Origin of the sequence: Bacillus cereus group sp. BfR-BA-01453 (assembly GCF_022662915.1) — a bacterium.
In the GTDB taxonomy this organism is placed as follows: domain Bacteria; phylum Bacillota; class Bacilli; order Bacillales; family Bacillaceae_G; genus Bacillus_A; species Bacillus_A paranthracis.
Genome location: NZ_JAKUEN010000002.1, coordinates 229601 through 255287, shown reverse-complemented (window position 1 = coordinate 255287; position 25687 = coordinate 229601). Strand labels below are relative to the sequence as shown.

The window sequence follows — 25687 nt, the reverse complement described above, 5'->3', positions numbered from 1 at the left end:
CTCATCCATTCATACACATTTTCAAATCAAGAAGCATTTTTTCTTCCTGCTTTTCTCGTACTTTTGCAAGCTTCTTACAATCTTCTTGATACATCTCATCAATGACACGTTCTTTTTCTTTTACTTGCTCTAAAAGGCTTTCATTTTTTTGAATAAAACCTTCTGTTTTTTTTATTTTTCGATTCCATTCTTCTATTCTTTCAGGTGAAAACGTATGTGAGGAAAGCATACCAGCCATTATACGCTGCCCAGTTTGTACGACTTTACTACGCGATTTTACTACATATAAATCATATTCTTTTTTTTGTTCTATTTTTCTTTTTTCAGCTGCTAATTCATACACTTCTTTCAAAATCTGTTCTTTTTCTTGATTTATTTGCAATTTTATCGTGTCATACTGCTGCTTATCCACCTGTTTTTATAGCCCCTTCCTATTATAACGCTCTCTTTTTCTATTATATAGTTTTTTCCCAAAAAAATCTGTGAAATATTAAAAAACAAAAAAATAAGACCTCTTGAGCAGAGGTCTTATACGATATGGTGCATCGCTTCAACAATATCATCAAATTGGAAACGATCTGATCGACCTTGTTTTAAAAACGTATTTATACCTTCTACTTTGTTTTTACATTCAAAAATATAAGCATTTTCTGCATTTTCTTGAATCGTCCCTAATTTAAAATACAATTCATTTTCTTTATAAACAGATAAGATTTTTCTCATTTCATTTGCAAGTTGCCAGTGATTTGGCGACACGATTTCTTCCATAATCCTACTTACTGAATCTAGCACTGAAATAGCAGGGTAATGACTGAGCGTTGCAAGTTCACGCTTTAATACAATATGTCCATCTAAAATACCACGTGCTAAATCTGGTACAGGTCCGTTTAAATCATCCCCATCAACGAGTACGGTATAAATACCTGTTATGGATCCCTTTTGTGTTTTCCCAGAGCGCTCTAATAACTTCTTCATATAACTTTCCATTAAGAGTGTTTTACCACCAATCGGCAACTCTTTAACAGCAATATCAACACTTCTACGCGCGTCAGCAAAACGAGTAACAGAGTCCATCATAAGTAGTACGTTATTACCTTGATCACGGAAATATTCAGCAATAGATGTCGCAAGCTTCGCTGCACGAAGTTGCATTAGGTGACTTTCATCTGATGTCGCTACAACAACGACGCTTTTTCGCATTCCTTCTTCACCTAATTCTTTTCGAATAAAGTCTTTTACTTCTCGGCCACGTTCTCCTACTAAACTAATAACATTAATGTCAGCTTTTGCGTTTTTCGCAATCATTCCAAGTAAAGTAGATTTACCAACACCAGAACCTGCAAAAATACCAATCTTTTGACCGATACCAATTGTTAGCATAGAATCAATAGATTTAATTCCCGTTTCAAATACATCGGTAATTTCTTCACGTTCAAATGCATGAATAGGCGGGGCATCTAGTTTTATTTTTTGTAGTGGAATATTGTCTGCATCCTCATTTAGTACTCCGCCATTTGCACTTAACACTTTTCCGAGTAAATGATTGCCACGAGGTATAACAACATCTTCTTCAATTAGTGTAACTGAATCTCCGTAACATACCTTTTCTGTTTGTTCAAATGGAAGTAACATGTTGTTCTCTTTTTCAATTGCAATTACTTCACATAAGACGCTATGTTCTCCAACGAGACAAACATCACCGATTTTCGCCTTTGGCCCTTTCGCTACGAAAAACTGTTCTTGTACACTATGAACTTTACCGACTTTTGTATAAAACGGCGTTTCAATAAATGCATTCCATTTTTGGTTTTCATTCATTAATAGTCGATTCATACATTTTGCTCCTCAAATAACTTCTCTTCTTCCCATTTCTGGCGAAGTTTCGCAAATATAGGTGCAAACTTAAATTCAAAGAACTCTTTCTCTTCTTCTAGAACGAATTCACCGAACTGTAAAGAGAAATCATATTTCCATTCTACTAATTGTAGTAACCAATATTCTTTCGTATTTTCCTTCTCTTCTTGAATACGTTCAAATGTTTCTGGATGTACGGTAATAACTAATTTTTCAAACGAAGTAGGTAACGTTTGCACGATGCCAGTTAAAATAGGTAACACATCAAGCAATCTAGCATCTACTGCTTGATTCACAATTTTTTCCGCTAGTTGAAAAGATTGATCCCATAATAATTCTGTCCATTCGTACGCTGTTTCTTGTTGTTCTTTTTGAAACTGTATACGTGCGGATTCTATTTCTTTCATCTGCTGCTGAACGTGCATTTGAAATTGTTCTTGATCATGTAATAGCTGCTGACGCTCTCGTTCTAATATTTGCTGCTCTTGCCTTAGCTGATTTAGTTCAACATGTAACGATTGTTGTTGCGCAAGAAGTTCTTCATGATCTACTTGTATTTCTTCTACGTGAACTGGTATTGGTTTTGGAAATTGTAATTCATACGTTTCTTCAGAAAAAGAAACAGAATTCTTCGGAATTCTGTTTTTAAATAAGGACATCATCTTCACCTCTTTGAACGATAATTCTTCCTTCTTTCTCTAGCTTTTTCACCGTACCTGTAATCGTTTGCTGCGCTTTCTCAGCATCTGTCATCTTAAGTGGCCCTAAACCATCTAATTCTTCCAGAATCATCTCTTTACGGTTTGAAGACATACATGTAAATAATTTCTCTTTAATTTCTTCTTTTGCAATTTTAAGCGCTTTTGCAATGACACCGTTATCCGTAATTTCCTCTAACACACGGCGAAGCGCAAGATCTTCAAGACCAAGTAAGTCTTCAAAGACAAACATATTTTCTTTAATTCTCTCAGATAACTCATAATCAACTTCATCCAGCTTTTGAAAGACTGTTTTTTCAACACCTCGTGAAACGTTATTTAAAATGTTTACTATTGTTTTCAAACCATCTGTTTTATTAATTGCATTAAACGCCATATTATTTAATTTTGATTTTAATAAATCCCCAATTTGATTTATTAATTCACCATCTACTTGCTCTAGCTTCGCAATCCCCATTACCGTTTCTACTCGCTTATGATCTGGTAATCTCTCAATTAATTGAGAAGCAAGCTGCGGTTTAATATAAGAAGCGATAATCGCAATCGTTTGTGGCGATTCATCATTAAGTACAGTAAGAAGTGGTTCTAAATCTGTAAGTGAATTTAAAAATTCAAACGGATTATCTTTGTTATACCAAAGATCTTCTAATAATTTTTCTAGTTCGTCTTCTGGCATATTTTTAAATATGCGACGAATATACTCTTTATCTGGAGTCACTAGGTTTAATTCTTTTACATTTAATTCATACAAGAACTCGCCTAGTACATTTTCTAACGTTTCCGGTTTATATACACGAAACTTCGCGATTTCACGAAGTAATACTTCTTTTTCCTCAGCCGTCATATATTCAATGACTTTTGCTGCCACCCCTTCTTCTAATGTACGAATAAGGATGGCAGCTTTTTCTTTGGAGGAGATTTCATCTAACATCGTTGTTCCTCCCTTACTGTCCATTTAACCATTTTTTAATTACTTTTGCAGTTCCTTCTACATGTTCTTTCGTAGCATCCTGCACTTGTTCATCTAACGTCGGTTCTTTCGGTTCTTCTGGTTCTGGTTTTGGCTCTGGTACTATTTTCTCTTCAGGAATTTCCATAATACTTTCATTACTTGCAGCAATTTCCTCTTCTGCTAAGTATTCTTCATATTCCTCTTCTTCTTTCTTTCTCTTACGTCTTGCTAAGAAGAACCATACTAGACCACCAATCGCTAATAAACCAGCTGGAATTCCACCGAATAACCACCAGTTTATGCCGCTTTCTTCTGGTTCTTTCTTCTTCTCTTCTTTCGGCTGATCAAACTGAACAGTTACAACGTTAACTTGACCGTTTGTAAAGTTTCCATTCGGATCAGCTTGAAGCCCAGCAGCTGTGCCGATTGCTTCTTTGAAAGTAGTCATATCTATTTTTCGTTTTACTAACGTATCGTTGTCTACCCATACTACAACATTTGTTTTCGTTAATTCTGGGTGTTTCTTAATTGTTTCAACTGTTTTATCTATTTCATAGTTTTCGATTTTGTTACCGTTTTTATTATCGTAGACGATTTTGCCATTTTGATTATTGTTCGTACCGTAGTTCGGCACTTCGCCGTTCGCTGTAATACCAGCACCTTGCTTCGTATCTGCACCTTCTTGCGCAGTAGAGCTTTCCTCTTGCTCTTGTTTACTACGAAGTACACCTTTATCACCATATTTTTCAGACTGACGTGTAACTTCATCGTAGTTTACAGATACTTTCGTATTCACTTTATATTCATTCGGCTTAAACATCGTCATTAATGTTGCATCGATATCTTGCTTTAATTTACCTTCAATTTGGTGCTGCATCTCTACTTCTTTCTCATAAGAAGAGGAACTAGTAGAATGTGCTTCATCTGCCCCTTTTGAGATAACACCTTTTTTACTATCAATCACACTTACTTCTTCTGCTTTCACCCCAGGAACTGCTGCACTAATCATTTGCTGTATACCCGCAACTTGATCAGCAGTTAATAATTGACCACGCTTCACTCCAACCGTAATCGCAGCTGTTCCTTTTGCTTTTTCTTCATCAAAAATTGTCTCTTTTTCAGGTAATGTAATTTGAACATTCGCCGTTTCAACTGTCGCAAAGTTTCTTACGATATCTTGCTCCAATTGTTTTTTCGTACCGACAATTTGTTTCATTTTTTTATCTTGCTCACTTGAACCGAGCGAGCTTTCTAATAAAATTTCCTCACCGCTTTTAGAATTAAACGGTAATCCCATTCCATTCATTTCTTTTCGAACCCATGGAGCATCATTTTTTTGCACACGAATCGATCCATCGGCCGCTAACTGATAATCGACACCTAACTTTGATAATTCTGCTGTAATCTCTTGCTTATCTGCATCATTTAAATTTTGATATACAACAACATATTTATCTGGCAAGGTGAAGTATAAAAGTGCTCCTGTTACAATCGCTAAAAGCGCAGCACCGATTACTAACTTATGCCACGTTTTTAACGATTGGATAACATTTTTCATCTTTTCCATTTAAACACACCCGTCCACTTTCCTAAATTTGCATATTAATTAGTGACTTATAATTTTCAATAAGATTATCACGTACGAGAGCAGCCGTCTTCATTTGAGACTCAGCCTTCTTCTGCTGAATTAAAACGTCATGCGTTTCTCCTACCCCTTTAGTTAGTAAATCATATACTGCTGTTTGCGCATTGTTTTGTGTTTGATTCATATCTTCCAATAAATCGATAAACTTTTTCCCCTCAACTACTGATGTTTGAGAAGTTTTCGGTGCACCAATTGACTGAATTGCTCCAAATGGTTGCGTATTTAACATTGGTTGGATTTTCATATTACTATATTCCCCCTTATCCTCGGCCAATTTCTAAATCTTTATCAAGCATTTTTTTATTCGCATTTAATACACTTGTATTTGCTTCGTACATTTTTTGGGCAACCATTACATTCGTCATTTCAGCAGTCACATCAATATTTGGATAACGTACATATCCTTCTTCATTTGCATGCGGATGTGTTGGGTCATACACTAAGTTTTCAGTTTTATCTGCTTCAATACTTTTTATTTTTACTCCATTAGTAGGAGACCCATCTAACATATTTGCAAAACTATTGTTTGATTCTAGCACTACACTACGACGCTCATATAAATCTGCCCCCGGAGCCGCCGTTGTATTTGCATTTACAATATTATTTGAAGTAACTTCCATCCACTTTCTCGCTGTCGTTAGTCCTGAGCCACTTGCATTAATTGCCTGAAACATCGTTGTCTCTCCTTCTACTTTTAACGTCCGCGTGCCGCTTGGTTAATTGCATATTGTGTATTAATCGCGTTAATTGAAATACCGTATAACTGATTTGCTTTCATTAAATCTAGCATTTCTGTCGTTACATCCACACTATTTCCATCTTTATTCGTTTGCATTGATTTTGTTTGAATCTTTGCATATGTATTTTTCGTATTTACTGTCGGTAAGTGCATTTCATTCGTTTGATATAAATCTGGATTACTCTTTAAGTCTGCAGCATTGTTCTTATATAATGCACTACTTTTATTCATTTGCTCAGCAAATGTTACATCTTGCGCTTTATAGCCGGGTGTATTCGCATTTGCAATATTACTAGAAACAGTATTTCGTTTCGTCACTAAATAATTCATATAATGGCCTACATCACTCACTAAATCTGGCATATTCCACACCCTTTCTTTTTTTACTTAATGATCCACTGATGGAAGTTTCACTTCATTATTTATTTTCTTATATGTGTTTATTAAAATATTAACAATCATGTACCCTTACATATTTTATTCCATTTTTCCATTGTTGTCTTTAGAAAAATACAAAAATATAAAAAAGAATACAAAAAAACTGTATACACGCAATAATCTATAAAACATTTCACTATATGGTCTACAAACTAAAGTTCATTTTCACATTATTTAGATTACTACTATTTTTTCATTACAGTCATAAAATGAAACCTCAATCAGCGGAAATCTTTATTTAAATAAAGGAATGGATCCCCTCTTAAAGGGGGAATCCGTTTCTATGCTCTACCACTAAAATTTACCGTAAAATGAATTAGCTTTCATGCGCCCATCATTTGTCATAATCATTTCTTCCAAAATCTTTTGCTTATCTCGAATATGCTGTGCCGCCTTAATAATGAATGGACTTACTTCTGCTGCAACTTGCGCACGCGTTTCCTCATCCAATGTCATCATCCAGCGATTTAACATTTCACTCTTCTCAGCAAACTCTTCATCTGACACTTGTAATTCACCGATTTCATTAAAACAGCCGACAAACGTCCGATAAATATCATTGTTCATTTTCAAGTGCTCCGCGGTAACCATCTATTAAATCTTGTAACACTTTTACAATCGCATCAATGTCTTTTGCTTCACGTGTTACTTTCATTGTTTGAATTTGAATGCTAATCCAATCGTATAAGCCATATAAACTATCATATAAATCTTTCGTAATTTCAGGATTTAATTGAAGCTTTAATTCTTCAAAAATACGTTCTAACTTTTCAAGAAGTGCATCTCCTTCTTGTAGTTTAAAAGCATGTAGCAGTTCTTCTAAATTACGAAACTCTACAATACATCTTTCATAAATAAAAATTGTATTTTTAATTGGATTACTCGTCATAATATCATTTTGCATATAACGTTGCCATGCTTGCATACAATCACTTCCTTACCTTTCATTAATCATCACTTTTTTGTTTTGTCATTGCTTTAATTGTTTTTAATTGGCTATCTAGCGCCGCTAATGTACTCTCTAGTTTTTGATACTTCTTCACAATTTCATCTTGTTTTTGCAAGTTTTGCGTCTCAATATCTTTAATCTTTTTATCTAAATCACTTACACGTGAGTCAATGCTTTTTACTCTCTCTCCGACTACACCTTTATCACCAAATAACTTATCAAGTGGCTCTTCCATCATTTTTCCTAAACCGTTAGAACTAAAGAAAAACTGCTTCGCTGCATCCGGTTTTTCTTTTAACGCTTTCGTTAATGCTTCGTCATTAACTTCCATCGTTCCATCTTGTTTTAATTGAATACCAAATGAGAATAAGTAATTACCATCTTGTGAAAATGTTACAACATTGTTCATAGCTTGACGCACACTTTGCATAATAGCTTGCCCTTGGAACGCCCCGCCTTTTCCAGCAAAGATATCTACTGTTGAAACAGCCTTATTATAATCCGCAACCATTTTTTTAATAACATTTGCTGCGTCTGTTACGTTTGAGTCACTTACTGTGAATTTTAGATCTATCCCTTTTGTTTTTGGTTCTGTTGTTGTACCTGCATCTGGTGTTCCTTCTACTTTCGGCTCAGTTACTTTCAATAATTCAATTTTCACACCTGGAAGAGCTTCAACTGTATTGGTAGAACTTTTACCTTTAATACCATTAATCGTATATTCGGCATTTTGCGCTTCATTAATTACATTAACCGCTACGCCATCCTTATTAGCTAACCCTATATCTTGAAACAATGTAGATGTATTGTCCTTAAAATTAATTACTCCCTCTTCTCCCTCTTTTTTTGAGGTCATGAAAATTTTATTCCCAAGTGTATAAGCTGATACGCCGTAATCTCCATCATTAATTTTATTAATTAAATCTTTATATGTCATATCAGATGTTACTTTTAATTCTTTACCACCTAGTTTTAATGTTTCATCTCTATTAAGCTTTGCATCTACATCAATTTCTTTAGAAGCTATTTGATGACGCTGCGCAAGCTGTGTAATCGTCATATTAAAAGTTCCAGCGATCGCGCCACCATCAGCTTTTACATTAATATAACCGTCTTGTGATGTTGTTACCTTTTTCTCATTTCCTTTAAAAGCCGCTAAGTTTTTAAAAGTTTGCGTAAAAGAGCTAAATTCTGATTTTAAACTTGTATATAATAGTTTATCTTGTGAAAGTTGGTTCTTTTCATTAGCATAAGGCGTCTTTCTCATTTCTAACGCTTGCATTTCTAATTCTACAAAGTTAGATGTATCGATCATATTATTTCCGAGGTTCCATATTTGTTGTCTACCACCGATACCCGTTAATGTTCCTGCCATAATTTCTCACTCCTTATAGATTACATGTAGTCTAAAATACTCGTTTTACTCATCGTACTAACAGCTTTTAACGTAGCTTCATACGTTGCGTTTATATAAGCTAAATCAGAAATTGCTACCGCTAAATCAACATCCTCAATTTCTTTACGGTTTTCTTGAAGCGCTAAATTTTGTTCACTTAAAATTGTTTTAAACGTCTCCATTGTATTCATTGTCGAACCAACTTCAGTTGTACGATTAATGATGCCGTCTAAATTTTTCTTATTCTCTCCTAATAACGGCTGTAATGCTTTTTGGTCACCCTTTTGCATCGCTTCACTCATCTGTTTTAACGTTTTTATAACAGGGGATAGTAGTGCTTCGCCGTTACGAAATGCTTTTAATTCATAACCGTCATTTAGTTGCCAGTTCACATCATTTGGTCCACCTTGATACGTACCATCTTCTGTAAATGGTGGTTTTTCCGCACTATCACCACCAAAAATATAACGACCTTGCTCTTTCGTATTCGCTAAATATACGACCTGTTTTAAAATTTGATCTATCTCTGCACCGATTGCCTTCAATTCTTTTTCACTATTCGTTCCATTTAACGCTTGAACTGTTAATTGATCTGCTCTCGTTAAAGATTTAAAAACACCTTGTAAAGTATTTTCAGTTTGTGTTAATACATTTTTCGAATCCGCTAAATCTTTTTGCATTTGTTCAATATTCGCCAATGAATGCTGAATCGCAAATGACTTACTTGCTGCAAGTGGATCTTCACTCATAAGAAGGTTTTTCTTCCCTGAAGTTACTTGATTTCGGTGGTATTGTTGTTGCACATTCAAATCCATTAACTGATTCTTTGCCCAGCTTGCATTTTGAAATGTAGATACTCTCATTTCTATCTCCTCCTTTATCTATTTCAAATTAAATTGAAGAAGAAACCAGAATTATTTCCGGCTCTCCCCTTACCTAACTTATCCCTCTACCGCCCCGTATCTCTGGTTTCACACCAATAGGTCCACTATTAGGCACTGACCGCTTCTACACTCCGCTAGCTCTCTCTTCAAACATAAAAGAAAAGGGTTTTGTTTTTACCTCTCATTATCTAATGATCGAAAACAGACTATCAAACACTTCATTCATCGTTGTAATAGCTTTAGAATTTGCAACGAAATATTTTTGGAAGGCCATTAAATTAACCATCTCCTCTTCCATATTAACGCCTTCAACACCCATCTTTTCTTGCTGAATCCCCTCTAATAAATCCACATGAATTTTTTGATAAGCATTTACTGCACTTTTATCAGATGCAACGCCAACTACGAATTGATCTAATGCTTGTTTATAAGAAAGACCTTCTTTATAATTTCCATCTGTAATTGCTGCTAGTTTATTTGCTGTTTCAGCTGATATTTTCATTTTCGAAACATCTTTTGCAAATTCAGGGTTTAATTTCATATCTTTCGCTTGATCCCCAACGAAGAACTCTTTCCCCATTACTGTGTTCACTTCATTCTTTACAGAACTCATTAGTTCTTCAAGGTTTCTCTTATAACTAGCAATCTTCGCTTTCGTATCGATCGCTGATTGGATTGCTCCACTCGTTAAAGGAATTTCCGAACCGTAAATTTCAGCAGTCATTGGTTCTTTTTCTTTATTTAATTGAAGTGGATATGTATCTTGTCCATTTACTGTTAAAACACCATTCATTCTAACACTCGCGATATTAGGATTCATAGATTCATAAGACACTTCTATATTTGCATACTTAGACATTTCTGTAATGATACGATCACGTTCATCCAAAAGTTGATTTGGCACTTGTGTACCTGCCTGTCCAATTTTTTTATTCGCTTCCGCTAAGCTGCCAGCAAGACGATTAAATTCATTGACATGCGCTTCAATATCTTCTGTCGTTTGCGCTTCTGCTGTATCTAAGCTTTTTGCCAAACGATTTACTTGACTTGTAAACTTTCCAGTTTCAGAAATTAATGTATCGTAGTAATTTGGTTGTTCTGGATTTTTTGCCACTTCACGAAAAGCATTAAAGAAGCCATCCATTAAACTAGATAATGAATTCTTTCCTGTCGTTCCAACCATAGATTCTACACGTGATAAAGTCGAATTCATGTAGTTATAGTAAGAGAGTTGAGATAATTGATCGTTAAACTGTTTCGTCTTCACTTCATCTGTAATACGGTCAACGCCTAACGTTTGTACACCGTAACCTATTTTTTGTTCTGGTGAATAGCCCTGACTTGCTCCAGCCGATCCGTAATTCACCATTTGACGCACATAACCAGGCGTATGAATGTTTGATAAATTTTGTTTCGTCGTTTGTAATCCCATTTGTGCCGCTAACAAACCCGATAGCGGTGTATTATAATCAGACAGTCTCATAATGTTTCACTTCCCCTTTACAATAGTTCGTTCATAAAGATTTGTGAATTATTGTTTCGTTCTAAATTATATTCAGAAACGGAATCCACAATGCTTTCTGTAGTTTTTAATAGTACGTTTAAGTAATATTGATTTTTCAAAAGAATCATTTTTACATTCTCTTCTAATTCAGCTACATTTTTTTGTAATTCTTCCATTTTTTCAATTTCTTCGTTAGAAAAATGCGAAAATAATGCACTTACGCGAAACGGTTCAATTCCCTTTTCTTTACAAAACTGAATAACCATTTCTTCAAACGAGCTTGATAATCCTTTTAAACCATCTATGTACTGCAATTGCTCTACTTGCAATTTTTGAACTGCATTTACATTTTTATGTTTCAAATTCTCATATATTTGTTCTCCAAGCGTTTGAATGTTTTCATATGCTTTTTGAATAATAACGAGCTTTTCATATAATTGTATGTACATATCGTTTCCTTCCCTTTTACAAGACTAAATTTACAATTAAACCGTGGATTTCTCCAATCTGATTTAACATTTCTAAATGTCCCGTTTTCGTATTAATTAAATTCATAACATCTTCTAACTCATTTAATCCCATTTCCGCCTGTTTCACAATCGTCATTTTCTGTGAATAGCCATAACGTGGATGGCGCGACATGACATCTTTATATTGCAATACATTATCTACGTAAAAATTCAAAAATGACTTTACTGTATTTTTGTATTCCATTACATTATCAAGCGTTAATTCCATTTCAATTTTCTCTTTAATTTCTCCAATGTTATCGACAAATGCTTCCATTTGTTCTAACAATTTATCTTTTTTCGGATCTGCATGCAAATTATCCGAAAATGCAAGTCCTGTCCTGACATTTGCTTCTTTCGGCATTTGAGTAGCAGGCGGTATATGCGATAAAATTGGATTATGCGAGATCGAACGCAGCATATATATCACCTATTTATTTTTTTATTTCTTCCTAAACTTAATCGTAAAATCCAGTTATTTATAATTATACTCTGAACACTAATATTTTGCAGTTATTTTTTATAAAAGATATGTTACAATTTAGCATGAGGTGGCACAAATCTATGAATATTTTTCTTTGTGGTTCAAATCAATTAACAGCATTAGATCAGGAAGAAATAAAAAAATTTTTAACTGACTATGCTCACAAACATAAAATTTACATATTATGTTATAAATCTATTGAAAATGAGATTCTTCGTTTTTTCATCGAAAACGAAAGACTCGCTCAAAATTTATGCCTTTACACGCTACAGCCGTTACAGGCATTAACAGATGAATTTCAAGAGGTCGTTGATTACTTAAAAAAACACGGAGCCGAGTATGTCGCTTTTGATCATCCTTCCGACTCCATTTACCGATCAGATTATATGTTTTTTGTAAAACAAATAATCGAAGATACCGATTTAGTTCTCTGTTTTTATAATGGGGACAAGCATACATCTGTCATTCCTGTTGACGTTGCAAAAGAAGCAGGAATTGATGCTGTTATTTATGATTTACCAGGTTTACATGAAAAACAAATGAAAAAAAACTTTGAACAAAAAATCCGTATGATGTAAAGGGGGAGGCACAATATCGTTATTGTGCCTATTATAAATATGATAATTGAACAAGATTATGATCATTTTATCACGAGTTTTAAACAACAATTCAATATGGATATCGCTTCATATAAACAAGATAGAATGCGTCGTAGAATCGATGCTTTTATTTCGAGAAAAGGCTTTGTGAACTACACTAGTTTTCTAAGCAATTTACGTACCGATCAAAAGTTATTTTTAAGCTTTATTGACTATATTACAATTAACGTTTCAGAGTTTTTTAGAAATAAAGAACGTTGGCAAACGTTAGAGACGAAAGCACTACCAAAATTACTCGAACAAAATAACGGAAAATTAAAAGTATGGAGTGCCGCTTGCGCTGCCGGTGAAGAACCATATACACTCTCTTTAATTTTATCGAAGCACCTAGCTCCATATCGTTTTGAAATACAAGCAACAGATCTTGATTTTCACATTTTAGAAACTGCAAAACGCGGTCAATATACAGAACGTTCTTTAAAAGAATTACCTGCCGATTTAAAAGAGCGTCATTTCACAAAAGAGAATGATATATATTCATTACACCAAAACATTAAGCAAAACGTGACGTTCAAGCAGCATGACCTGTTAATGCAGTCATTCGATACAAATTACGATTTAATCATTTGTCGCAACGTAATGATATACTTTACTGAAGAAGCAAGGGTAAAACTTTATGAAAAGTTTAGTCGTGCTTTACGAAAAGGCGGCGTATTATTTGTTGGTAGTACTGAACAAATTTTAACACCTGAACGTTATAATCTTCAGCGCTTCGATACATTCTTCTACGAAAAAATATAAAAGAGGTCGTCACAATGTAAAGTGACGACCTTTTTATATAACTCGAATTAAAATAATAGCAACAATCCATACAAAGAGAAAAAGAAACGTCATAGACCATTTATGTTCTTGCATCGTATGTTTCAAAGCATGTGATAATTGTGTCATATTCATTTCTGCAAGTGCTCTCCATACGCTTACATCCCGCTCTTTAGCAGTGCGATCTGTAACGCTAATTAAAATGGTTTCGTTAGACAATTTCGTTATATAAGCAGTAATAACCGTTACCATTAAATTTATATTTCCTTCTGAAGAATCACTTTCCACTCTAGAAAGGAGTGCACTTACATCTAGTAACGGAATATGTACCTTTCTACCAAATGATAGTTGTACTTCAGCAAAATCATACGTCCCATCTAACAAAGCAAGCTCTTTTATATGCGCCTGCTTCACAAGTCCTTGCAAGCTTTTCATTACTTGTTCAAATATTTTTTCTGTTTGCTTTCCTTCTCCAGATAATGTATGTAACTTCTTAAAGAGTTGTAATACTGTATCCATCTCTTTAGAAAGCATTTCCTTCATAACCTTTCCATCACCTAAACTCGCAAGTAAAATCCCTATTTCATTATTCTTCGAAATAATTTTAGACTGTCCAGTAAACACTAGATTACTATGCTTTCGTTCTTTCTGGATTTCATGTTCTGAAATAGCTGCAGGCTGTTTTAATGGTTGTAGCGTCTTATTTTCAATTGTTGTACGTTTAATCTCCATCTAAGCGCCTCCACTACTATGAAATTATTAGCCCCATTCTTTATTACTTTTTAAAACTAAAAACAATACGAATAAACCTGACATAATAGCAAATACATTAGAAGCTTGTATTCCCTCGTCACTTTTAGCTTCTTTCTTATCTGCTGGCTCTTCTTTTTTCTCTTTCTTTTTAGAAACGTCTTGATTGTTATTTTTATTATCTTTATCTTTTTGAGTCGTCGCTTTATTTACTTCCTTGTTGTCTGTGAGAGGCTCTTTTATAACATAAGTAATTCTTTCTTTCTCTTTCAATGGTTCTTTTATAAAATCGTTTACTTTCTCTTCTTTTTTTGGAATTTGAACAACTGGTGGTTTTTCTTCCTGAAGCGGGATTTCTACTTTCGAATCTTCCTGCTTCTCAGTTTCTTTCTTATCTTCTAATTTATTTTCTAATTTATCTTCATTCTCTCGTTCTTCTATCTTTTTATCCTCTTCTGTTTTTTGCTCCAAAACAGAAACGACATACTCACTTGCTTCAATTAGTTTATTTCCAGCCGCATCTACTACCTCTACAAATAGTTCGTATGTCCCATTTGGCAACGCATCCGTTATTTCAAATACTTTTTGCCAATCCATATCGCGCTTATTGTAATCTAATAAAAATGTAATCTCTTTATTTTCTTTTCCTTTTAATGTAACACAAACTTCTTTCACAACTGATTCCATGTCTGCCGCCTTCACTCTTACACGTATAGAATCGCCTTGTTTTCGTTCGAGTACGTTCTCCTTCGCCTCGTCAATCGTAACCTTATGCAACTTCGGCATCTCTTTATCTATTGTTGGCATTTCATTATTTATACGAATAAGAGGGACTTTTACTTCATTTTCTAAGAGCTCTTCTTTCTCATTTCCTTTGTAATTTTGAATGAGCTGAAGGTTCCAATCACCTTGCAAATCAAAAGTCTCGACCTTGTAGTTAGCAATCCATCGCTTCGTTTCCTCTTCATACTTAAACGATAGCATTCTTTCTTGTTCATACTGATCGCCGTTTTTTGGCAAGCGCAAAATACCTTTTATACTTTGAACATTTTTCTCTTTCGGCTCTACAATAACCAGCACTTCTTCGCCAACTTTTAATTCCGGCTTATTTACTGTAATAACCCCTTGATCCGTCTCTATCTTCTTTTCGGTTTCTTGTTCATTTTTTGCTTCTTGTTGTTCCTCTTTATCTTGCTTCATTTCCACTTGTTCTGGCTGTTCTTGAACTTCCTTATTCTCTTCTTCCACATTCACTTCATTTATATTTTGTTCTGGCACATTTTGCTCTTCCGCCTTACTTTGTAGCGGGAAGAGCAAGCACACATGTATGCATAACCAGCTCATTAGAAAAAACTTTACGTTTTTCATCTACTAGCTCAAACTCCTATTTCAACGACTTATAGCGATTTCGTCACTTTTACTCCGAAAAATCCATCTACATTTACAAGTTCACCATACGCCACCAATACATCATTTACATAAATACGAATTGGTTCGTCAATATCTTCATCTAGTACAACTGCTTCATTCTCTTGTAAACTTAAAATATCTTGAATGGTTTTCACTGTGCTTCCAAATACAAATTTCACGTTCATTTCTACATTTTGTAAGAGGGATGTGTCCATGTATACTGGTTCCATCTGTTTTACTTCTTTAAATTCAATAGGTTGCACAACAGGTTCTACAACTTTTTCTTCTTCAATTTCTTCCGTAACAATCTCTTCTTCTTCCACCATTGGATATAGAAGTCTTCTTACCATTTCTTTCGCTTCTGAAATCGGTAAAATTTGATACATTTTTGATTGAAGCAGGTCGCCAATTTCAAGGTTGAACGTAATTTGAACGAGTTCGTCCACTTCCATTGACTCTCCCAAATATTCCATTTCTTCTTTTAACGTTACAAATTTAACATTTGGTGGTGTCATGTCCATTTTTTCTTGAAACATTTCTGACATCGCCGTTGCAGCATGCCCCATCATTTGGTTCATGATTTCTTTAATACCGCTCAGTTCTAATTCACTAAGTTCTTTCTCTGGATCAACTTCCCCTGTCCCCATCATCATTAAATCTACCATTGTTAAAGCGACATCTTTCGTAAATACGAATACATTCTCATTCTTTAGTCCTTCAACAAAATCAACATTTAAAATAACAAACGGGACTGGTACTCCATCATAATGGCGAACATTGATTGCTTCTACATTCGGTGTACTAATTGAAACTGGCTGATTTAACAGCGTTGACAATACTGTTGAAGCGGAACCAATTGAAATATTTGCAATTTCACCAAGGACATCTTTCTCTTCTTGCGTTAAATGTTCTTTTTCAACTTGTTCTTCTACAATCTCAGTTTCTACTACTTCTGCTGGCTCGTCTTGCTCTTCTACTTCACCAGATAATTGCATTAATTTATTTATCATTTGTTTCGCATGTTCAATTGAAACAATTTGCACAAGTTTAGAGTTTACAAGATTATCTATCTTTAAATCAAACGATACTTTAACAATCGTTTGATTCCCATCGATTTCAGAGATTTTCTCCATTTCTTCTGATAGCTTTACAACTTTAATTGTCGGCGGAGACATATCTACTGTATCTTGGAAGAATTCAGACATAGATGTAGCTGCGAACCCCATCATTTGATTCATCGCTTCTTGTACAGCACTTAGCTCTAATTCACCAAGTTCTTTTCCATCCTCCACTTCACCTGTTCCCATCATCATTAAATCAGCAATAGATAATGCAACATCTTGCTTAAGGACAAGAAGGTTTTCCATATCTAATCCTTTTGTAAAATGAATGTTTAGTACAACGTGTGGAACTTCGACGTCGCTTGAATCATATAAATCTACCAATTCGATGCGAGGAGCAGTAATGCTTACTTGCCTATTTAAGATTGTTGATAATACAGTCGAAGCTGAACCAAATGATATATTTGCAATTTCGCCAAGAATATCGCATTCTTGAGGCGTTAAATGCTCATTTTCTTTTTCTAGCACAATTGTGCTCGTATCCCCTTTTGTGTGTTGCTCAGGCATTTCCTCTGCCTCCTCATTTCTGTTTTTCTATCAAATGATATAAACTCTCATTTTATTTTAACAAACTTATTATATAAAACGTTAATATGTATTTATTCCTATTTTCAGATTAGTAACGATTAACCAAAAAGCTCCCCAATTGTATACAAGTGGGGAGCTTTCCTTCATTCCTATTATAAACCTTCTGGGTTTAAAATGAGGACCACTCGTCCATCACCGAGAATTGTCGCACCAGAGAAATAATTAGAACTCTCTGCAAAGAAGTCACCTAATGACTTTAAGACTATTTCTCTTTGACCGATAATTGTGTTTACAATAAGTCCATAGCTGCGATGTGTATTACGAACAATTAACACAGGAACCATTTGACCATCATATGACGCAAACGCCTCATCTGCTGTTTTCTCACCAAATACCGTACTTAAATGCTTCACTTCAATAATTTGATTACGGTAATTTAACACATCTTTTCCTTGTATGGATTGGATGTCTTCTCTCTTAATTCGAATTGCTTCAACAATATTACCAAGAGGTAAAGCATACCGTTTATCATTCGTTTGAACAAGCATAGATTGTATAATAGACAACGTTAATGGAAGTTCAATTCTAAATGTACTTCCATTGCCTTCTTCAGAATCAATAATTAAATGTCCACCTAAACTATGGATTGTATGTTTCACTACATCTAATCCAACCCCGCGTCCAGAAAGGTCTGATACAACTTCAGCTGTACTAAATCCTGGTTGGAAAATCAAATCAAATATTTCACGGTCTGTTAATTTATTTGCCTCAGATTCTGTTACAACACCATTTTTAATCGCTTTTTCTAATACTTTCCCTTTATGAATTCCATTTCCATCATCCGTAATTTGAATTACGACATGATTTCCACTATGGAACGCTTCTAATTTAATCGTACCTGTCTCATTTTTCCCTGCATCACGACGTTGTTCAACAGTTTCAACCCCATGATCAATTGCATTACGAATTAAATGAACAAGCGGATCACCGATTTCATCAATAACAATTTTATCGACTTCAGTATCTTCACCTGTAATTTGTAAATCGATTTTTTTCCCTAAATCTTTCGCTAACATACGTACCATACGCGGGAAACGATTAAAGACTGTTTCAATCGGCACCATACGCATGTTTAGAAGTACATTTTGAATATCTTTTGAAATATCGCCTAATCGATTTAAATGCTCAATTAATTCTTTGTTTTGAATTGCTTGCGCCAATTCATCTATGCGACCACGCTCAATTACACTTTCTTCAAACATGTTCATTAATCTTTCAATTTTTTCTAATTGAACACGTATGGAACGATTTTCTACTTTACCATTTTTCGTTTTTGCAGTACTTTTAGCTGGTGTAGCATTAGCAGATTGTTTAGATACTTCTTTAGTTGATTCCACATGCGTAGCCGCTTGTATAACTTCTTGTGTAACCAATTTTTCCGAAACTACTTCTTTTGATGTATGTCCTTGCTTCACTTCTACTTTCTCAATTTCAGAAACATGAAGCACTACTTGTTTTAATTCTTCTTCACTTTGATCAGTATCCATAAATACTGTGAACTCAAACCCGAAAGCATCTGCTTCAATTTCTTCAATACTAGGAACTGTTTTTTTTACATTACCTACATTTTGTAGCGCTTCAATACACATAATCGCACGTACTGCTTTTAAAATAGCTTGTTGCTCAACAGTTATATGCACTTCATGTGAAGCTGCATCATCATTATTTATAGTTTCTTGTTCTATATGTTCAGTAGGAATTTCTATATTGCCGTTCAATAATGCTTCTAATTTCTGTTTCGTTGCAACTACATCAATATTGCCCATGCCACCTTGCTGCACATCTGCAACCATCTTCTCTAAATTATCAATGCATTCAAAAATCACATCAATAATCTCCGCATTTACAACTATATTCCCATGACGAATTTCATCTAAAACGTTTTCCATTTTATGCGTTAAATCCGCCATTTCCGTAAATTCCATACTCGCTGACATACCTTTAAATGTATGAGCTGAGCGGAATATTTCTCCCACAACATCCATATCAGTAGGATTTTGTTCTAAAGTTAGCACATTTTCATTTAGCGATTGTAAATGTTCTTCTGATTCCTCAAAAAATATATTTAATAGATCTGTTTGCATTTTAATCCCCTACCTGTCTAACAAACATTTCATTCATGTATAACAATTTAGTGTTTTAAAACAAGAAAAAAGGGGGCCACACGCATATCCGCTATCAATGTTTAGATTCCTTGTGGCACCCCTTCTATATTAGCTGTTTGCTACTTTTGTTAAAGCTTCGATTACACGATCTGCTTGGAATGGCTTTACAATAAAGTCTTTTGCCCCCCCCTTAATTGCATCTAATACCATACCTTGTTGTCCCATTGCAGAACAAATAACAACTTTTGCACTTGAATCAATTTTAATAATTTCTTTTAATGCTTCAAGTCCGTCCATTTCTGGCATAGTAATATCTAATGTAACTATATCAGGTTGAAGTTCTTTATACTTTTGAATTGCCTCTACTCCATTTTCCGCTTCTCCGATTACTTCAAATTCAGAATTACTTTTTAATAAGTTTTTAATCATTGTTCGCATGAACATCGCATCGTCTACAACTAAAATTTTATGTGCCATTCTTTTTGATTCTCTCCTTCTATGTATAAATATATCTTAATATTTAACCTTATCATTCTCACTCATTATACAAAATAAAATGATAAAATTTAATATTTTTTTAAAAGAATTTTCGTATTTTTATTATTTTATTATTAAAATGATAATATACTATTCTTTTATATAAATGACAACGCGACGGTTTTTCTCCCAATTTTGCGGTGAATCATTTGGTACAACTGGCTTTGTGTCTGCATATCCTACCGCAGCTAGCCTTTTATCATCCACATTATACACTTCGATTAAGTGGTGAATCATATTTGCTGCTCGCGCGGAAGATAATTCCCAGTTTGAAGGGAATTTGTCGTTATGAATCGGTCTACTGTCTGTATGTCCTTCTACAACAATGGGATTTGGTACCGATTGGAAAAACCCAACTAATTGACTTATTATCTCTTTCGCTTCTGGTTTAACGTTCGCGTCACCTGTATCAAATATTAAATTATCTACTATAACGACGCTTACTCCCGTATCCTCTCGATATACATTCACTTGACTAATACCGTTATTATCTACATATGCTTTTAACTTCTTATATAATTCATCCATTCTTTTTTTCGAAATCATTTTTTCATCATTTTTTTCATGCGAAATATCTGGTATTGTATTTTCCATTACTTTTGCATCTACTTGCTCCGTATCACTAAACTTTTCAAGCATCTTTGACAATTTTACTGCATCCTGCTTTGAAGTAGCAACTAGTAATACAAAGAAAGTTAATAATAACATCGTTAAATCTGTAAAAGTCGTCATCCAACGAGGCGATCCCTTTTGCGGTCGTTTTATCATCACCATACCACTCCTTGCAATATTAGGCTGCTCGTTTTACTTTTTTTATCTTTGTTTCGTATACATACGTATCGAGTTTTAACTTTAATTTAGACGGAATTTGTCCACGATACAATTCTGAAATCGCTTCAATAACAAACTTCTTCTCTGTATATAAATCCTCAATACCACGATACACTTTTTCAGCAAGAGGGATTGCAATCATATTTGCAAGTACGGATCCATACAATGTCGTTAACATTGCAACTGCCATCCCTGTACCAATTTGCGACGTGTCTTGCAAGTTTTGAAGCATAATGATAAGACCAATTAAAGTCCCTATCATACCCCAAGCGGGAGCGAAATCACCAATTTTATCTAATAATGTCGCTCCCTTTCTTAACTCATACACTTCCGTTTCAACATCTTTCATTAACACTTCTTTTAATTCCTCTTCATCGTAACCACTTAACATTAATCGAATTCCTTTTTGAATAAAAGGATTGTCTACTTGCTCTCCATCAACTTCTAAAGAAAGCAGACCGTGTTTTTTAGACTTTTTCGAAAAATCAACAAACAAATCCGTTAACTGTTCTAAATCTTCTTCTCTTCTATGTAAAACAGTAAAAATACTTTTCGTATATTTTTTTATTTCTCCAAATCGATATGCCACAACAATTGTCGCTGTTGTTCCCCCTATAACAATTAAAATAGATGAAACATCTAAAAAGTTTTTAAAAGCTTTTATTCCACCGCCGCCAAGCATAATTGCCGCTATTACAATAGCAAAACCTACTATTATGCCCACTGGGCTAGAAATATCAAACTTCCTTTTTTTTCTTTCTGGTCTAGCAAACACTTGATTTTCGTCTCCCATATTCCTGCCCTTCCTTTTCATTTTTATAAAACATTTTTTTATTTTAATAATGCGTTTTCACATATAATGTTTATTATACGCTTATCATCTATTTATCGCAATATACTCATAAAATTGACACATTTCATTTCCATATTAGAATTATATTATGGAAATATAAGGAGGATCACGATGGAACATAACATTTTACAAGTCATTGCACTAGCAGAAAAACTAAAATATGAAATGAGACATAGCTGGCTTTCTAACGGGCGTCAAGAAAGCGTTGCTGAACATACGTGGCGCATGTCTCTAATGGCCATTTTAGTTGAACCTTATTTAGATCAAAAAGTAAATATTGAAAAATTACTTAAAATGGTTATTATTCACGACCTAGTCGAAGCAGAAGCTGGTGATATTCCTGCTTTTGATACAATGAATAGTCATGAATTACAACTACAAAAACAAATAAATGAACAAGAAGCAATTTTAAATATTAAACGAACATTAAAAGGTTCTCTCGGTGAGGAATTATATGATTTATGGATGGAGTTTGAAGCGAAAGAAACGTACGAAGCAAAAGTTGCTAACGCACTTGATAAACTTGAGGTGAAAATCCAACATAACGAAGCTGATATTGATACATGGCTACCAATTGAGCATAAAATGACATTCCAAGTAGCAAAGCATACCAACTTTGATTCTTTCCTATCTAAATTACAAAAAATCATCGAGCAAGATGGAGAAGAGAAATTACTAGCTGCTGGCATTGACGTTGAAGCTTGCAAAAGATAATGAAATAAGACACTCATATGAGTGTCTTATTTCATTATTGTTGATATAGCTTGCTTATAAATAAGTTGTTGTTTTCCATCAACTAACATTAAAACGGTAAATTTGTCTATTGCAACAATTTCTCCTACTATTCTAACGCCACTCTTTAAAAAAATTGTAACAATACCTTTTTCTTCTTTTATTTGTTTATATAGCTCGTCTTGTAAATGTTCCAAATACATCTCTCTCCTTTTTGTTGAATATCTTAATATAAAAAACTACAAATTCTTTATTTATGTACTTTATCTTTTACATTCATAAACTTATTAATAAGTATATCTAAATCTCGGCTAAATAACAAAACTTTATCATGATCCAATCCATGTCTAGCAACAAGTTGAATTAGCTCTTTCTTTTTGTTTTCTATTTTATTTTTTAATTGTCCCATCTCCATCTCTTCACTAAAACTCCCTTTTCCCATAATATTACTTGTAAAATTATAGTACAAATTCTCTCATAAAAAAATATAAAAATGGTTTTTTTTACAATTTATATATTTTTTTATGAACAAATCGCAAAATATATAACGATTCATCCCCATATCCGTAGCTCTATATACAATGAGAATGACCATACAGGCGTTTGTCTAATTACAAAAGAGACTGGCTCCTTTTCTATACGAAAAACATACTGTATATAGTAGTCCATGAATTATATAGATTAACTTACTCAAAAGGAGGAACACATATGAGTTATGGTGGAAGTTGCGCTGGTTTCGGCGGTGGATTTGCTTTGCTTATCGTACTATTCATCCTTCTAATCATCATCGGATGTAGCTGTTGGGGTGGCGGCGGATACGGATACTAATATATCCTATCCTTAACAAATGAACGAAAAACTATAAGAAAACAGCTCATATTTGAGCTGTTTTTTCATACTTTCGTATGAAGTTATGTCCCTCCTTTTTCTGATTTCAACTCATAAAAAAATGTTTACTATGAAATAAGAAATATTTTTACTTAGGAGGATTACAATGATTAAAGGTCTTTACGAAGCACATTTACCCGTCCGCAACTTAGAGGTATCAATATCTTTTTATGAATCACTTGGACTGAAATTATATAAAAGAGGAGATGATATTGCTTTCTTTTGGATTAAGGAAAATGAAAGTTGGCTCGGTCTTTGGGAAGGTACAGAATACAAAGTAAATTATCATCCCTCTTTACGACACATCGCCTTTCAAGTAAGCTTACATGATTTAGAACATGCGATACATTGGCTAAACCAAAAAGGCATTTCAGCACGAAAAGACTTTGGAATGGAGCCAATTGAACCGATTGTTTTTCCAGAATTAGCACATGCCGCCGTATACTTTAACGACCCTGACGGAAATAGTTTAGAATTGATTGCACAGTTACCTGTTGGACTTCCTTCAGAAAAGAAAGTGTATTTAAGTGAGTGGAAAAAACAAGTTCAAGCATCATCATTACATAAGGGTTGAGCTTTTTATGTCAGTTTCTTATTCCGCACTTCTTAAAACAAATAAAAACTTCAATAAACTTTTTTACGGACAAACATTAAGTGTACTTGGAGATTGGTTTCATACAGTAGCTTTATTAACATTCGTCTATAGCATAACGGAATCTCCGTTTATGATCGCACTTACTTTTATAAGTAAAGGTTTACCACAACTACTTCTTAGCCCTTTCATAGGCGGAGTGATAGATCGTTTTTCTAAAAAGAATATTATGATTTTTACCGATATTACACGGGGAATTCTAGTCCTTACATACATACTCGCAAGCTATAAAATTGAAATTATTTTCATTGCTAATATATGTTTATCTGTACTTTCTTGCTTATTTGAGCCAGCTAAACAAGCAACCTTAAAAAACATCGTACACGAAAATCATTTCGTAACTGCTAACTCTCTTTCTAGTACAATGAATGGTTTTATGTCTATTATGGGTGCTTCTTTAGGCGGTATAATTGCACAATCTTTACATATTGAGTTCGCTTTTTTAGTAAATAGCCTATCATACTTTATTTCAGCCTATTTTATTTATAGTATGTGTATCCCTTCTCATAATACTTGTAACAAGAAAAAAGCATTTTTGACTGATATAAAAGATGGTTATACATATATATCGCAAACAAAAATCATTTTAACATTAATTCTTGTCGGCATTTCATGGGGGCTTATTGGCGGCGCTTATCAGCTACTTCTAACAATCTATGCCGAAAAAATTTTCCACACGAACATTGGGATTTTATATACGGTTCAAGGGGCTGGGCTTATGATAGGAAGCCTTCTCGTTAATCTTTACATATCCAGCAATAAAGAAAAAATGAAAAAAGCATTTGGTTGGGCCTACTTCCTACAAGGCATTTTCTTTCTTGGATTCATTCTATCCGATCAACTTATTTTCGGTATCATTACATTACTCTGTATGCGCATAGCAGGGGGAATCATCGTTCCACTTGATACGACATTACTTCAAAATTACACGCGTGAAAATATGATTGGTAAAGTTTTCTCCTTTCATTACTCAATTTACGGTTCACTTATACAGTTATCTATGTTCATTACAGGATGGTTATTAGAAATCCTTTCTCCACAAATGATTGGTAGTTTATTAGCTACATGCTGTATATTTGTAAGTTTTATATGGCTTTACCTGTTTTATCGCGGGAAACTTAGTGAAGAATCTACTATTACTTAATAGCATGTTTTGTACATGCTATTTTTATTTATGTCGAAATACAAAGGAAAAAGACGATTTATTTTCCTTACGTTCTAATTTTTTAGAATGTACAATAAATTTAGATTATAAGAAAGGGGATGCCATAATGTTTGACGATAGACTTACTATTTCAGCTGAACAGCAGAAGCTCATTTCCAACGCAACTCGTATTCAAATTCTTCACCTTTTAAAAGACGAAGCACTCACTGCAAAACAAGTAGCTACTAAACTAAACAAATCTACTGGTAGCGTACATTATCACGTTCAAATTTTATATGATGGAGGGTTACTTGAATTAGTAGACACGAAGGAAAAACGAGGGATTATTGAAAAATATTACAAGGCAAAATCTGCTCATTTCTATATTGAAGAAAGCGGCACAGAGGGAACGAATACAGGTAGTCATATTGTTTCTCATTTATTTTTAACGCCAGAGGAATTACAACAACTTACTTGGGAGGTTACACAAGTTTTATTACGCTGGGAAAACAAAACCGCTCGTCAATCAAACTCTGAAGAGGAATACGCTATTTCCTGCAGGATAAAAAAACAATGAAAGAAAGG

At 34.1% G+C, this 25687-nt stretch carries 31 protein-coding genes; 7 read left to right on the top strand and 24 right to left on the bottom strand.

Annotated features, from left to right (window positions below; all coding sequences use genetic code 11):
• Position 1 precedes the first annotated feature (1 nt).
• The 15 genes from MR070_RS06060 to MR070_RS05990 form a co-directional block, all read right to left on the bottom strand.
• Complete coding sequence (locus MR070_RS06060; protein WP_088313132.1) at positions 2-412, bottom strand: cytoplasmic protein; 411 nt, start codon at positions 410-412, stop codon at positions 2-4.
• 116 nt (positions 413-528) lie between these two features.
• A complete protein-coding gene (gene fliI / locus MR070_RS06055; RefSeq protein WP_242260781.1) occupies positions 529-1833 on the bottom strand; it encodes a flagellar protein export ATPase FliI in 1305 nt (434 codons plus the stop codon).
• Positions 1830-2513 (bottom strand): FliH/SctL family protein, encoded by a 684-nt coding sequence (locus MR070_RS06050; protein WP_242260780.1) that lies wholly within the window; start codon positions 2511-2513, stop codon positions 1830-1832. The genes fliI and MR070_RS06050 overlap by 4 nt, the downstream gene beginning before the upstream one ends.
• Positions 2500-3504 (bottom strand): flagellar motor switch protein FliG, encoded by a 1005-nt coding sequence (locus MR070_RS06045; RefSeq protein WP_242260778.1) that lies wholly within the window; start codon positions 3502-3504, stop codon positions 2500-2502. Before MR070_RS06045 ends, MR070_RS06050 begins: the two co-directional genes overlap by 14 nt.
• A gap of 13 nt (positions 3505-3517) precedes the next feature.
• The gene (locus MR070_RS06040; RefSeq protein WP_242260777.1) at positions 3518-5092 is read right to left on the bottom strand and encodes a flagellar M-ring protein FliF; all 1575 of its coding nucleotides are present in this window, start codon (positions 5090-5092) and stop codon (positions 3518-3520) included.
• 22 nt (positions 5093-5114) lie between these two features.
• The gene (gene fliE, locus MR070_RS06035; protein ID WP_000701682.1) at positions 5115-5414 is read right to left on the bottom strand and encodes a flagellar hook-basal body complex protein FliE; all 300 of its coding nucleotides are present in this window, start codon (positions 5412-5414) and stop codon (positions 5115-5117) included.
• 16 nt (positions 5415-5430) lie between these two features.
• Complete coding sequence (gene flgC, locus MR070_RS06030; protein WP_000484673.1) at positions 5431-5844, bottom strand: flagellar basal body rod protein FlgC; 414 nt, start codon at positions 5842-5844, stop codon at positions 5431-5433.
• A gap of 20 nt (positions 5845-5864) precedes the next feature.
• The gene (gene flgB / locus MR070_RS06025) at positions 5865-6272 is read right to left on the bottom strand and encodes a flagellar basal body rod protein FlgB (protein ID WP_001113099.1); all 408 of its coding nucleotides are present in this window, start codon (positions 6270-6272) and stop codon (positions 5865-5867) included.
• 369 nt (positions 6273-6641) lie between these two features.
• On the bottom strand, positions 6642-6914 hold the full coding sequence (locus tag MR070_RS06020) for a hypothetical protein (protein WP_001058076.1): 273 nt from the start codon (positions 6912-6914) through the stop codon (positions 6642-6644).
• Positions 6904-7272 (bottom strand): flagellar export chaperone FliS, encoded by a 369-nt coding sequence (locus MR070_RS06015; protein WP_001149509.1) that lies wholly within the window; start codon positions 7270-7272, stop codon positions 6904-6906. Before MR070_RS06015 ends, MR070_RS06020 begins: the two co-directional genes overlap by 11 nt.
• A gap of 22 nt (positions 7273-7294) precedes the next feature.
• Complete coding sequence (locus tag MR070_RS06010) at positions 7295-8671, bottom strand: flagellar hook-associated protein 2 (RefSeq protein ID WP_242260776.1); 1377 nt, start codon at positions 8669-8671, stop codon at positions 7295-7297.
• A gap of 20 nt (positions 8672-8691) precedes the next feature.
• Positions 8692-9555 (bottom strand): flagellar hook-associated protein 3, encoded by an 864-nt coding sequence (locus tag MR070_RS06005; protein ID WP_001266431.1) that lies wholly within the window; start codon positions 9553-9555, stop codon positions 8692-8694.
• A 205-nt stretch (positions 9556-9760) separates the two neighbouring features.
• Positions 9761-11059, bottom strand: coding sequence for a flagellar hook-associated protein FlgK (flgK, locus tag MR070_RS06000; RefSeq protein WP_242260775.1), 1299 nt, complete (start codon positions 11057-11059; stop codon positions 9761-9763).
• 17 nt (positions 11060-11076) lie between these two features.
• On the bottom strand, positions 11077-11529 hold the full coding sequence (locus MR070_RS05995; RefSeq protein ID WP_000275896.1) for a hypothetical protein: 453 nt from the start codon (positions 11527-11529) through the stop codon (positions 11077-11079).
• 16 nt (positions 11530-11545) lie between these two features.
• Positions 11546-12010 carry a YaaR family protein gene (locus MR070_RS05990; RefSeq protein WP_000946323.1) on the bottom strand — a complete coding sequence of 155 codons (465 nt, stop codon included), beginning with the start codon at positions 12008-12010 and terminating at the stop codon, positions 11546-11548.
• Positions 12011-12153: 143 nt separating this feature from the next.
• Here MR070_RS05990 and MR070_RS05985 point away from each other — a divergent pair, with 143 nt between their 5' ends.
• Both MR070_RS05985 and cheR read left to right on the top strand, forming a co-directional pair.
• Positions 12154-12651: a hypothetical protein gene (locus tag MR070_RS05985; RefSeq protein WP_001020094.1), complete on the top strand. Its 498-nt coding sequence runs from the start codon at positions 12154-12156 to the stop codon at positions 12649-12651.
• Positions 12652-12690: 39 nt separating this feature from the next.
• Positions 12691-13473 carry a CheR family methyltransferase gene (gene cheR, locus MR070_RS05980; protein ID WP_242260773.1) on the top strand — a complete coding sequence of 261 codons (783 nt, stop codon included), beginning with the start codon at positions 12691-12693 and terminating at the stop codon, positions 13471-13473.
• Between the two features lie 33 nt (positions 13474-13506).
• On the opposite strand, the gene MR070_RS05975 is transcribed toward cheR, so the two are convergent.
• The 7 genes from MR070_RS05975 to MR070_RS05945 all read right to left on the bottom strand — a co-directional run bounded on the left by MR070_RS05975 (position 13507) and on the right by MR070_RS05945 (position 21626).
• A complete protein-coding gene (locus tag MR070_RS05975) occupies positions 13507-14223 on the bottom strand; it encodes a hypothetical protein (protein ID WP_242260771.1) in 717 nt (238 codons plus the stop codon).
• Positions 14224-14250: 27 nt separating this feature from the next.
• Positions 14251-15609, bottom strand: coding sequence for an Ig-like domain-containing protein (locus MR070_RS05970; RefSeq protein WP_242260770.1), 1359 nt, complete (start codon positions 15607-15609; stop codon positions 14251-14253).
• 29 nt (positions 15610-15638) lie between these two features.
• The gene (locus MR070_RS05965) at positions 15639-17279 is read right to left on the bottom strand and encodes a flagellar motor switch protein (RefSeq protein WP_242260769.1); all 1641 of its coding nucleotides are present in this window, start codon (positions 17277-17279) and stop codon (positions 15639-15641) included.
• 173 nt (positions 17280-17452) lie between these two features.
• Positions 17453-19444: a chemotaxis protein CheA gene (locus MR070_RS05960; protein WP_242260768.1), complete on the bottom strand. Its 1992-nt coding sequence runs from the start codon at positions 19442-19444 to the stop codon at positions 17453-17455.
• Positions 19445-19573: 129 nt separating this feature from the next.
• On the bottom strand, positions 19574-19942 hold the full coding sequence (locus MR070_RS05955; protein WP_000940576.1) for a response regulator: 369 nt from the start codon (positions 19940-19942) through the stop codon (positions 19574-19576).
• Between the two features lie 150 nt (positions 19943-20092).
• Positions 20093-20770 carry an OmpA family protein gene (locus MR070_RS05950; RefSeq protein ID WP_000596045.1) on the bottom strand — a complete coding sequence of 226 codons (678 nt, stop codon included), beginning with the start codon at positions 20768-20770 and terminating at the stop codon, positions 20093-20095.
• 22 nt (positions 20771-20792) lie between these two features.
• Positions 20793-21626 carry a flagellar motor protein MotP gene (locus tag MR070_RS05945; protein ID WP_070805657.1) on the bottom strand — a complete coding sequence of 278 codons (834 nt, stop codon included), beginning with the start codon at positions 21624-21626 and terminating at the stop codon, positions 20793-20795.
• A gap of 171 nt (positions 21627-21797) precedes the next feature.
• Here MR070_RS05945 and MR070_RS05940 point away from each other — a divergent pair, with 171 nt between their 5' ends.
• Positions 21798-22400, top strand: a complete 603-nt coding sequence (locus MR070_RS05940) for an HD domain-containing protein (RefSeq protein WP_048551694.1) — start codon at positions 21798-21800, stop codon at positions 22398-22400.
• A gap of 26 nt (positions 22401-22426) precedes the next feature.
• Here the strand turns inward: MR070_RS05940 and hfq are convergent, their stop codons facing one another.
• Positions 22427-22615, bottom strand: a complete 189-nt coding sequence (gene hfq, locus MR070_RS05935) for an RNA chaperone Hfq (protein ID WP_000400652.1) — start codon at positions 22613-22615, stop codon at positions 22427-22429.
• Between the two features lie 53 nt (positions 22616-22668).
• Complete coding sequence (locus MR070_RS05930; protein ID WP_002080856.1) at positions 22669-22887, bottom strand: aspartyl-phosphate phosphatase Spo0E family protein; 219 nt, start codon at positions 22885-22887, stop codon at positions 22669-22671.
• 239 nt (positions 22888-23126) lie between these two features.
• Here MR070_RS05930 and MR070_RS05925 point away from each other — a divergent pair, with 239 nt between their 5' ends.
• The 4 genes from MR070_RS05925 to MR070_RS05910 all read left to right on the top strand — a co-directional run bounded on the left by MR070_RS05925 (position 23127) and on the right by MR070_RS05910 (position 25679).
• Positions 23127-23246 carry a YjcZ family sporulation protein gene (locus MR070_RS05925; RefSeq protein WP_000120179.1) on the top strand — a complete coding sequence of 40 codons (120 nt, stop codon included), beginning with the start codon at positions 23127-23129 and terminating at the stop codon, positions 23244-23246.
• A 166-nt stretch (positions 23247-23412) separates the two neighbouring features.
• Entirely contained in the window at positions 23413-23880 is a 468-nt protein-coding gene (locus MR070_RS05920) for a VOC family protein (RefSeq protein ID WP_098228869.1), read from the top strand.
• A 7-nt stretch (positions 23881-23887) separates the two neighbouring features.
• The gene (locus MR070_RS05915) at positions 23888-25102 is read left to right on the top strand and encodes an MFS transporter (protein ID WP_242260765.1); all 1215 of its coding nucleotides are present in this window, start codon (positions 23888-23890) and stop codon (positions 25100-25102) included.
• A gap of 127 nt (positions 25103-25229) precedes the next feature.
• Entirely contained in the window at positions 25230-25679 is a 450-nt protein-coding gene (locus MR070_RS05910; protein WP_000459093.1) for an ArsR/SmtB family transcription factor, read from the top strand.
• The last annotated feature ends 8 nt before the right edge of the window (positions 25680-25687 follow it).